This is a genomic window from Mesorhizobium sp. M7A.F.Ca.US.007.01.2.1, from assembly GCF_003998165.1.
Classification (GTDB): Bacteria; Pseudomonadota; Alphaproteobacteria; order Rhizobiales; family Rhizobiaceae; genus Mesorhizobium; species Mesorhizobium ciceri.
Genome location: NZ_RZQP01000237.1, coordinates 1 through 9,112 on the forward strand (window position 1 = coordinate 1; position 9,112 = coordinate 9,112).

The 9,112-nt window shown below is 64.5% G+C and carries 8 protein-coding genes and 1 pseudogene; 8 read left to right on the forward strand and 1 reads right to left on the reverse strand.

Annotated features, from left to right (window positions below; all coding sequences use genetic code 11):
* The 4 genes from EN949_RS29005 to EN949_RS29020 all read left to right on the forward strand — a co-directional run.
* The coding region (locus EN949_RS29005) for an ATP-binding cassette domain-containing protein (protein WP_164782570.1) at nucleotides 1-614 on the forward strand (614 nt) is incomplete at its 5' end.
* Between the two features lies 1 nt (nucleotide 615).
* Nucleotides 616-1,596 (forward strand): ABC transporter permease, encoded by a 981-nt coding sequence (locus tag EN949_RS29010; protein WP_024504757.1) that lies wholly within the window; start codon nucleotides 616-618, stop codon nucleotides 1,594-1,596.
* 3 nt (nucleotides 1,597-1,599) lie between these two features.
* Nucleotides 1,600-2,547: an ABC transporter permease gene (locus EN949_RS29015; RefSeq protein WP_127366994.1), complete on the forward strand. Its 948-nt coding sequence runs from the start codon at nucleotides 1,600-1,602 to the stop codon at nucleotides 2,545-2,547.
* A gap of 137 nt (nucleotides 2,548-2,684) precedes the next feature.
* Nucleotides 2,685-4,751: a 3-hydroxyacyl-CoA dehydrogenase NAD-binding domain-containing protein gene (locus EN949_RS29020; protein ID WP_127366993.1), complete on the forward strand. Its 2,067-nt coding sequence runs from the start codon at nucleotides 2,685-2,687 to the stop codon at nucleotides 4,749-4,751.
* 5 nt (nucleotides 4,752-4,756) lie between these two features.
* Here the strand turns inward: EN949_RS29020 and EN949_RS29025 are convergent, their stop codons facing one another.
* Nucleotides 4,757-5,563, reverse strand: coding sequence for a LuxR C-terminal-related transcriptional regulator (locus tag EN949_RS29025; protein ID WP_024504754.1), 807 nt, complete (start codon nucleotides 5,561-5,563; stop codon nucleotides 4,757-4,759).
* Nucleotides 5,564-5,677: 114 nt separating this feature from the next.
* Between EN949_RS29025 and EN949_RS29030 the strand changes: the two genes are divergently transcribed.
* From EN949_RS29030 to EN949_RS29045, 4 genes and pseudogenes are all read left to right on the forward strand, one after another.
* Nucleotides 5,678-6,814 carry an ABC transporter ATP-binding protein gene (locus tag EN949_RS29030; protein WP_127367392.1) on the forward strand — a complete coding sequence of 379 codons (1,137 nt, stop codon included), beginning with the start codon at nucleotides 5,678-5,680 and terminating at the stop codon, nucleotides 6,812-6,814.
* On the forward strand, nucleotides 6,795-7,958 hold the full coding sequence (locus EN949_RS29035) for a spermidine/putrescine ABC transporter substrate-binding protein (RefSeq protein ID WP_063173327.1): 1,164 nt from the start codon (nucleotides 6,795-6,797) through the stop codon (nucleotides 7,956-7,958). Before EN949_RS29030 ends, EN949_RS29035 begins: the two co-directional genes overlap by 20 nt.
* 73 nt (nucleotides 7,959-8,031) lie before the next feature.
* The gene (locus EN949_RS29040; protein WP_013528934.1) at nucleotides 8,032-8,895 is read left to right on the forward strand and encodes an ABC transporter permease; all 864 of its coding nucleotides are present in this window, start codon (nucleotides 8,032-8,034) and stop codon (nucleotides 8,893-8,895) included.
* Nucleotides 8,895-9,112: pseudogene (locus tag EN949_RS29045) on the forward strand (ABC transporter permease); the annotation flags it as partial. The gene EN949_RS29040 and the pseudogene EN949_RS29045, both read left to right, overlap by 1 nt.

Genomic DNA, 9,112 nt, shown 5'->3' on the forward strand with positions numbered 1-9,112 from the left:
CCGGTGAGATTATCGGCCTTGCCGGGCTTGCGGGACATGGCCAGACCGACCTGCTGCTGGCGATCTTTAGCGGGGCATCGCGCGCCCGGGCCAGCATCGAGGTGACCGCACCGGTGGCGCTGGTCGCCGGCGACCGCCAGTCGGACGGTATCTTTCCGCAATGGTCGATTGCTGAGAACATCGGCATCCGCTCGCTGGCGCGGCTGCGCAGCGGGCTGCTGATCTCGCCGCAGCGTGAGGCCGAGCTTGCTGCATTCTGGCAGAAGAAGATCGGCATCCGTACGCCTGATATGAACAACAACATTTTCTCGCTATCGGGCGGCAACCAGCAGAAGGCGCTGTTTGCGCGTGCGCTCGGCTCGGATGCACAGATCGTGCTGATGGACGACCCGATGCGTGGCGTCGACATCGGCACCAAGCTGGAGGTCTACGACCTCGTGCGCGAGGAGGCTGCCCGCGGCCGTACCTTCCTCTGGTACACCACGGAAACCGAAGAGCTCGACAATTGCGACCACATCTATGTCTTCAAGAACGGCCGCATCGTCGCCAATCTGCGTCGCGACGAGTTGACCGAAGAGAAGATCATCCAGTCCTCCTTCGGCGATGCGGCCTGAGATGACGGCCGCCAGCCTCGACACCGCTGCCAGGACTTCCGCCGAACGTGGCGCGCTGGCCCGTGCGCGCTTGCTGCGCGGGCTGCTGCCGGCGCTGTCGCTGGCGCTGGTGCTGCTCGCCATCGCTTGGCTCAACCCGCGCGCCATCAGCTATTTCGGCTTCAGCCTGATGCTGAACCTGGCGATCCCGATCGCGCTGGCGACGATCGCGCAGATGTTCGTCATTGCCGGAAACGAGCTCGACCTGTCGATCGGCACTTTCGTCGGCTTCGTCGGCTGTGTCACCGCGACCTGGCTGAAGGACGCGCCGCTCATCGGCGCCGCCATCCTGCTCGGATCGATCGGCGTCTATGCGCTGCTCGGCGCACTGATCCATCTGCGCAATTTGCCGTCCATCGTGGTGACGCTCGGCATGAGCTTCGTCTGGCAGGGGCTCGCGATTCTCGTCCTGCCCAAACCGGGCGGCAAGGCGCCGGACTGGCTGCTCGGGCTGATGGCGTTCAAGCCGCCTTTCGTGCCGTTTCCGATCATCGCCGCGCTGCTGATCGGCCTCATCGTCCATTTCGGCCTGATGCGCACCTCCTATGGCGTGATCTTGCGCGGCTCGGGCGGCAATCCGGCGGCACTCGGTCGCGCCGGCTGGTCGCTGCTCCGAACCAAGATCGTGCTGTTTGCGCTCGCCGGCCTGTTCGGCGTGCTGTCCGGCATGGCGCTGATCGGCATCACCACCTCGGCCGATGCCAATATCGGCAATGGCTACACGCTGCTGGCGATCGCCGGCGTCATCCTCGGCGGCGGCGAATTCGTCGGCGGCCGGGTGTCGCCGATCGGTGCGGTGATCGGCGCGCTGACGCTGGCGCTGGCCGCCTCGCCGCTGCTCACCTTCATGCACATTCCACCCGACTGGCAGGTGGCCGCCAACGGCGCCATCCTGATCATCGTGCTGGCGGCGCGCGTGCTGATCAGCCGCAAGGAGAGGTGAGCGATGACATCGGTGAGATCGCTGCTTACCAAACCCTGGATCTGGTCGTTCCTCGGCGCGCTGCTGGTGTGGCTGGCGACGATCGCCTTCACCGGCGGCTATGGCGGGGGTGGCATGGTGACGGCAGCCCTTTCGCTGGCGGTATTCACCGTCATTGTCGGCGTCGGCCAGATGTTCGTCATCACGCTGGGACCAGGCAATGTCGACCTGTCGCTGCCGGCCAATATCGGCCTTGCCAGCGCCGTCGCGATGAAGGTGATGGACGGCAACGATTCCATGATCGCGGTCGGGCTTTTGGCGGCACTTGCCTGCGGGGCGGCGATCGGCGCCGCCAACTACCTGCTGATCTGGGCGCTGCGCATCCCGCCGATCATCGCCACGCTATCGGCCAGCTTCATCATCCAGTCGATCGACATCAGCTATGGCCGCGGGCTGCAGATCAAGCCGCCGCCGGGCTTCGCCGATTTCGCCAACTGGCAGGTGCTGGGCATTCCGGTGCTGGCGATCCTCACGGTATTGTTCACCGTCGGCGCGGCCATCGCGCTGCAGCGTATGATCTATGGCCGCTCGGTGCTGGCGATCGGCCAGAACATTCGCGCGGCGTGGCTGGCCGGTGTCAATGTCGGCCGCATCCGCTTCCTCACCTACACGCTGTCGGGCGCGCTCGGCGGCATCGACGGCGCACTGCTCGCCGGCTATTTCCGCGGCGCCAATGTCGACATTGGCAACGAATACCTGCTGGCCTCGATCGCCGTCGTCGTCATCGGCGGCACGTCGGTCGCCGGCGGCAAGGCCAATGTCCCCGGCGTCTGGGGCGCGGCTTTGTTCCTGGTGCTGCTTTTGACCATGCTCAACACGTTTGGGGTGAGCGCCGGGGTGCGGTTGCTGCTGACGGGGCTGATCATCGTCGGGGTGATCACGGCGGCGGGCGGGCAGAAGGCGCTGCGGTAGCCTCCGCCTTCGTCGTCCCAGACACCTTCAAGGCCTGTAATCATTGTGCCAGGCCGACATCCGGTTCCCTTCGACGTTATGGCGCTGTAAATCCCGTTCGCGTGGCCACGGCCGCTGAATAATGCTGGGAGGTTTGCGTGTCCGATTTTGTGAAGGTCAGCCGCGACGGCGACGTTGCCGTCGTCACCATCGACAATCCGCCGGTCAACGCGCTGAGCTTCCATGTCCGCGAACCGCTGATGCAGGCGCTGGTCGGATTGCGCGACGATGCGTCGGTTGCCGCCATCGTCATTGCATGCGCCGGCCGGACCTTTGTCGCCGGCGCCGACATCACCGAGTTCGGCAAGCCGATGCAGCAGCCCGAACTGCGCGCCATCGTGGCGACGCTGGAAACCATCGCCAAGCCGACGGTCGCAGCCATCCACGGCACCGCGCTCGGCGGCGGGCTGGAGCTGGCGCTGGGCTGCCATTTCCGTGTTGCCGATGCCGGCGCCAAGCTCGGCCTGCCGGAAGTCAAACTCGGCCTGCTGCCGGGTGGCGGTGGCACGGTACGGCTGCCGCGCCTTGTCGGCGCGGTGAAGGCGTTGAAGATGATCGTCTCAGGTGCGCCGATCGGCGCGACCGAGGCGCACGCCGCCGGTCTCGTCGATGCCGTCTTCGAAGGCGATCTGACCACGCATGCCGTGAACTTCGCTGGGGAAATCGCCCGCAAGGGCGGTCCCTTCACGCCGGTGCGCGATCGCAATGATGGTCTCAAGCAGACTGATCTCGCGGCGTTCGACGCCGGGGCTGCGGATCTTGCCAGGAAAGCGCGCGGCCTCGAGGCGCCGATCGCTTGCGCGCAGTCGGTGCGCAATGCCGTCACGCTGCCGTTCGATGCGGCACTGGCGGCAGAGCGTGCGCTGTTCGTCAAGCTGGTCGCCAGCGACCAATCGCGGGCGCAGCGCCATCTGTTCTTCGCCGAACGTGAGGCGGCAAAGCTTCCAGGAAAAGACGTCGTCAAGCGCAGGATCGCCCGCGTCGGCGTCATCGGCGCCGGTACGATGGGCGGCGGCATCGCCATGGCCTTCGCCAATGGCGGCTATTCCGTGATTTTGCTGGAAACCAGCCACGAGGCCCTGCAACGCGGCTTGGCGACCATCGACAGGAACTACTCGGTGTCCGTCACGCGCGGTTCGCTCAGCGAAGACGCCAAGCGGGAGCGGCTCGCCCAGTTCAAGGGCTCCACCGACTATGCCGATCTCGCCGATTGCGACCTGATCGTCGAGGCGGTGTTCGAGGACATGGCGGTCAAGAAGGAAGTGTTCGGCAAGCTCGAAGCCGTGGCGAAGCCCGGCGCGATCCTGGCCACCAACACCTCCTATCTCGACATCAACGAAATCGCTGCCTCGACCTCGCGGCCGCAGGATGTGCTCGGCCTGCATTTCTTTTCGCCGGCCAATGTCATGAAGCTCTTGGAGATCGTGCGCGCCGAGAAGACCGCGCCCGATGCGCTGGCGACATCAGTCGACCTGGCGAGGCGGATCGGCAAGGTGGCCGTCGTGGTCGGCGTCTGCCACGGCTTCGTCGGCAACCGCATGCTTGCCGCGCGGGGCTCGGAATCGGAAGCGCTTCTTCTGGAAGGCGCAACGCCCAGCCAGATCGACCAGGTGTTCACCGATTTCGGCTGGCCGATGGGGCCGTTCCAAATGGGCGATCTCGCCGGCCTCGACATTGGCTGGCGCAACCGCAAGGCACGCGGCCAGAAAGCCGTGATCGCCGACACGCTGTGCGAACAAGGACGCTTCGGCCAGAAGACCGGTCGGGGTTTTTATCTCTATGAGGCTGGCGCGCGCACGCCAGTGCCGGATCCCGAGGTTGAAGCGCTGATCCGCGACAAGGCCGCCGAGAACGGTATCGCACCGCGTGCGATCAGTGCGGAGGAAATCGTAGAGCGCACGCTTTACCCCCTGATCAACGAGGGCGCCAAGATCCTGGAGGAAGGCATAGCGGCCCGTGCGTCCGACATCGATGTCGTCTGGGTCAATGGCTACGGCTTTCCCATCGGCAAGGGCGGACCGATGTTCTGGGTTGGCCTTGAAGGTCCGGCCAGGATCATCGAGCGGCTCGAATACTGGCATCAACGGACGGGCAAGGATGTGTTCAAGCCGGCGCGGTTGCTGAAGCGGATGGCCGAGACCGGGTCGTGGGAAGCCGGCGGTTAGAGAGCCTACCGGATCCGTGCATCGATGATCTCGACGAAGCGCGCGAACAGGCCGGCCTGCGACTTGATCTTGAGCTTGCGGTAGATGTTGCGGCGATGGACCTTCACGGTTCCCGGCACGATGCGCATGGCGCGGGCGATCGACTCCGTCGAATGCCCCTGCAACACCAGGTCGACGACATGCTTTTCGCGCGGCGTCAGCGACAGGCTCTGCCAGATATGGGCGCGGTCGAACTCGTTGACCATAGCGGCCGTCTCGTCCTGCTTCGCTTCCGCCGTTTCGTCGGCCGGAAGAGCAGGCCAGCGCAACCTGATGAAGCTGATCACCGCGGGAGCCATGTCGCGCAGCAATCTGGCATCGGCGGTGCCGAAAGGGCCTGAAGCGCGCAGCCGCATCAGCGACAGCACCAGCGCATCCTTGCCCGGCAGCGGCACGAAGAAGCCGACCTCCTCGGCCAGCCTGGTCTGGCTGTAATAGGAGCGGAAATACTCGCTGGCATAGAAACGGTCCGGCGCCAGCTCGCGCATGCGCCAGAACCCTTCCTTGCGCTCGACCGCAGCGTGATGGAACGGATCGAGCAGATACGGCCCTTCCTGATAGAGCGCGACGAACACATGGCTCTCGGTGGGCGAGAAGGTCTCGAACAGCAGCGGCGGGCGCGAGGCGCCGCGATAGCCGAAGATCACGCAGTGGTCGAATCTAACGTGCTGCCGCAGCCACTCGACCAGCGCCTGGCCAAAGAGATCGCCGCTGGTCTCCCGCGTCGTCGCGACGAGCGTGGCGAGCCGGCTGTATTCGTCGCTGCGGGACAATGCATACCCCCTTAAACGAGAAAATAGACCAGATATACCACCTGAGAGGTATATACTAGCGGCCATTGGCTCTGGTAGCGTTCCGATATTGCCCTGTTGCTGGAGCCATCAGCCGTGACCGCAGTGCCCGACATCGAGTTTCGCGGCGTCACCAAGCGCTATGGCGCGGTGACCGCGGTCAGCGGCATCGATCTCGCTGTCCCGCCCTCCGCCTTTGTCGCGCTGCTCGGTCCCTCCGGCTGCGGCAAGACCACCTGCCTGCGCATGATCGGCGGCTTCGAACAGCCGAGCGAAGGCCAGGTGTTCATTCGCGGCCAGGACATGGCCGGCACGCCGCCCTACCGGCGGCCGGTCAACATGGTGTTCCAGCAATACGCGCTGTTTCCGCATCTCGATGTCGAGGACAATGTCGCCTACGGGCTGCGCCAGGCGCGGCCAAGGCTGTCTTCGCGCGAGATCGCCTCGAGGGCGGGCGAGGCGCTCGAAATGGTGCGGCTCGCCGGCTATGGCCGCCGCAAGATCCACGAACTGTCGGGCGGCCAGCAGCAGCGTGTGGCGCTTGCCCGCGCCCTGGTCAACAAGCCGGCGGTGCTCTTGCTCGATGAGCCGCTGGCGGCGCTCGACAAGAAGCTGCGCACCGACATGCAGATCGAGCTGCAGAACCTGCAGCGCGAGATCGGCATCACCTTCGTGCTGGTCACGCACGACCAGGAGGAAGCGCTGTCGATGAGCGATTTCGTCTGCGTCATGAATGGCGGCCGCATCGTCCAGCTCGGGCAGCCGAGCGAGATCTATGACGAACCGGCCGACCTGTTTGTTGCCGATTTCGTCGGCAAGACCAATCTTTTGAGCGGTACCGTCGCCGGGCATACCGGCGATCTGGTGGAGGTGGCGCTTGCCGACGGCACCGTCATTGCGGCGCGCAAACGGACCGCCCTGCAGCAGGGCGAGGTCGTTTCGGTCAGCCTTCGTCCTGAATCGCTCAGTCTCGGCGCCCAGGCAAGCGGCCCATTCAAGGGCATCGTCCGCAACCGGATATTCCTGGGCTCGACGGCGGAATACGCGATCGAGGTCAAGGGCATCGGAACGCTGCTGGCCAAAGCCGATCACCTGATCGGTCACGGCAATCTCTTCAAGCCGGGTGAACCCGTCGCCATCGGCTTTGCCTCCGGAACGCCGCTGGCGTTTGCGGAGACCAAGAACAACGGGGCCAACCAGAGGGTAGATAAACATGTCGAAATCATATCGTGACGGACTGCCGATAAGCCCCGAGAATTTCGTCGACCAGCTGATGCGTTTGAAGCGCGGCTCGATCGGCCGCCGCGACTTCCTCGGCCTCACTGGCCTTGGCATTGCCACGGCGGTGATGGCGCGCGAGATCGGCATCATGCCGACACCGGCCTTTGCCGCGGAAGGCCTTGGCGATCGCATGTCGATCGCCACCTGGCCGAACTATCATGACCCGGCGACCTTCGAGAACTTCAAGAAGGACACCGGCGTCGCCGTCGAGGTCAACGTGTTCGGCTCCAATGAGGAGATGCTGGCCAAGCTGCAGGCCGGGGCCTCGGGCTGGAGCCTGTTCGTGCCGACCAATTACACGATCTCGACCTACAAGAAGCTCGGCATCATCGAGCCGCTGGAGATGGCGAAGCTGCCGAATTTCGACGGCTCGCAAGAGGATCCGCGCTTCACCTCGGAGGGCACGATCGATGGGACGATCTACGCCGTGCCGAAGAACTGGGGCACCACCGGCTTTGCCGTCAACACCAAGAAGCTGACCAAGCCGATGACGAGCTGGAAGGAGTTCTGGGACACCGCCATGGCGGAAGGCGACAGCCGCACCATGGTGCATGACTACCAGCTGACCACGATCGGCAATGCGCTGAAATATTACGGCTACTCGTTCAATTCGCTCAAGCAGGACGAACTGGCCAAGGCGGAGGAACTGCTGCTGAAGGTCAAGCCGCATCTGTTCGCGGTCTCCTCCGACTACCAGCCGGGGATGCGCGCCGGCGACGCGTGGATGACCATGTGCTGGACGAATGACGGCGCGCAGCTGCATCGCGACATTCCCGAGATCGCCTATGTGCTGGGCAAGGAAGGCGGCGAGATCTGGACCGATTTCTATGCCATTCCGAAAGACGCGCCGAACAAGCCCGCCGGTTACGCGCTGCTCAACTACCTGATGAATCCGCAGGTGGCGGTGAAGGAGCATTTGGCCAATGGGGCGCCGTCGACCGATGCGCGCGTCAACAAGCTGCTGCCCAAGGAGGTGCTCGACAACCCGATCCTCTATCCGGCAGCCGACCTGTTGACGCCGCTGGAATTCGGCGCGGCGGCAACGTTGACTGATCCGGGCCGCGCCGAATTGATGGCGCGCTTCAAGTCGGCCTGAGCGACGGCCTCAAATTCGACTCAGATAATTTGACCGGCGGGTTTATGCCCGCCGGCACCGGGGCAATCTTTCAATGCACGGCAGCCGTCTTCGCAGGAATTTTCTGACCGCCATGCTGCTCGGTCCGGCGACCGCGTGGCTGGTGGTGTTCCTGGTGCTGCCGTTCATCGCCATCGCCGTGTTCAGCGTCGGCGAACGCGCACCGGAAGGCGGCTATCAGGCCGCCTTTACGCTGGCGCAATATGCCAATCTTCCGGCGCGGGCGACCGCCTTCTGGAACACCATGGTGCTGGCGCCGGTGGGAGCGCTCGCCTGCCTGCTCGTCGCTTATCCCGTTGCCTACTATCTCGCCTTGCGCGCGCCGCAGCGCTGGCGGCTGATCCTGCTGGCGCTGGTCGTCATTCCGTTCTGGACCAGCCTGCTGATGCGGACCTATGCCTGGATGTACATTCTGGGCGGGCGCGGCATTCCGGCGCTGCTCGCCTTTGTCGGCATCGAGGATGTCAGGCTGATCAACACGCCGGGCGCGGTGCTGCTCGGCATCGTCTATGGCTACCTGCCGCTGATGATCCTGCCGATCTATGTCAGCCTCGAACGGCTTGACCGCAGGCTGCTGGAAGCCTCCGCCGATCTCGGCGCCACGCCATTATCGACTTTCCTGGGCGTGACCCTGAAACTGTCGTTGCCGGGCGTCATGACCGGCTTCTCGCTGGTCATGATCCTGCTGCTCGGCGAATATCTGATCCCGACGCTGCTTGGCGGCGGCAAGGTGTTCTTCATCGGCAATGCGCTGGTCGACCTGTTCCTGCAATCGCGCAACTGGCCGTTCGGATCGGCCATCGCCATCACACTGGTGCTGGTATCGGTGGTGGTGCTGATTGCCGCCAACCGCATCTCGACCCGGGTTTCGGGCGCGCGCCGGGTGGATCTGATCTGATGCGCGCCTTCGTCATTGCCGTCTTCGCTTTCCTCTATCTGCCGATCGCACTCGTCGTGCTGTTCTCCTTCAACGCCGGTCACCATGCCAGCGAGTTCACCGGCTTTTCGGTGCAATGGTACGGCAAGGCATTGGCGAACCCGTTCCTGGTCGAAGCGCTGAAGAACAGCCTGTTCATCGCCACCACCAGCGCCTTGCTGGCGGCGCTGTGCGGCAC

What these genes read in the sequence shown, in the direction of transcription:
- EN949_RS29010 (WP_024504757.1), top strand. Translation starts at nt 616, where the DNA reads ATGACGGCCGCCAGCCTCGACACCGCTGCCAGGACTTCCGCCGAACGT.
- EN949_RS29015 (WP_127366994.1), top strand. Translation starts at nt 1,600, where the DNA reads ATGACATCGGTGAGATCGCTGCTTACCAAACCCTGGATCTGGTCGTTC.
- EN949_RS29035 (WP_063173327.1), top strand. Translation starts at nt 6,795, where the DNA reads ATGTCGAAATCATATCGTGACGGACTGCCGATAAGCCCCGAGAATTTC.
- EN949_RS29040 (WP_013528934.1), top strand. Translation starts at nt 8,032, where the DNA reads ATGCACGGCAGCCGTCTTCGCAGGAATTTTCTGACCGCCATGCTGCTC.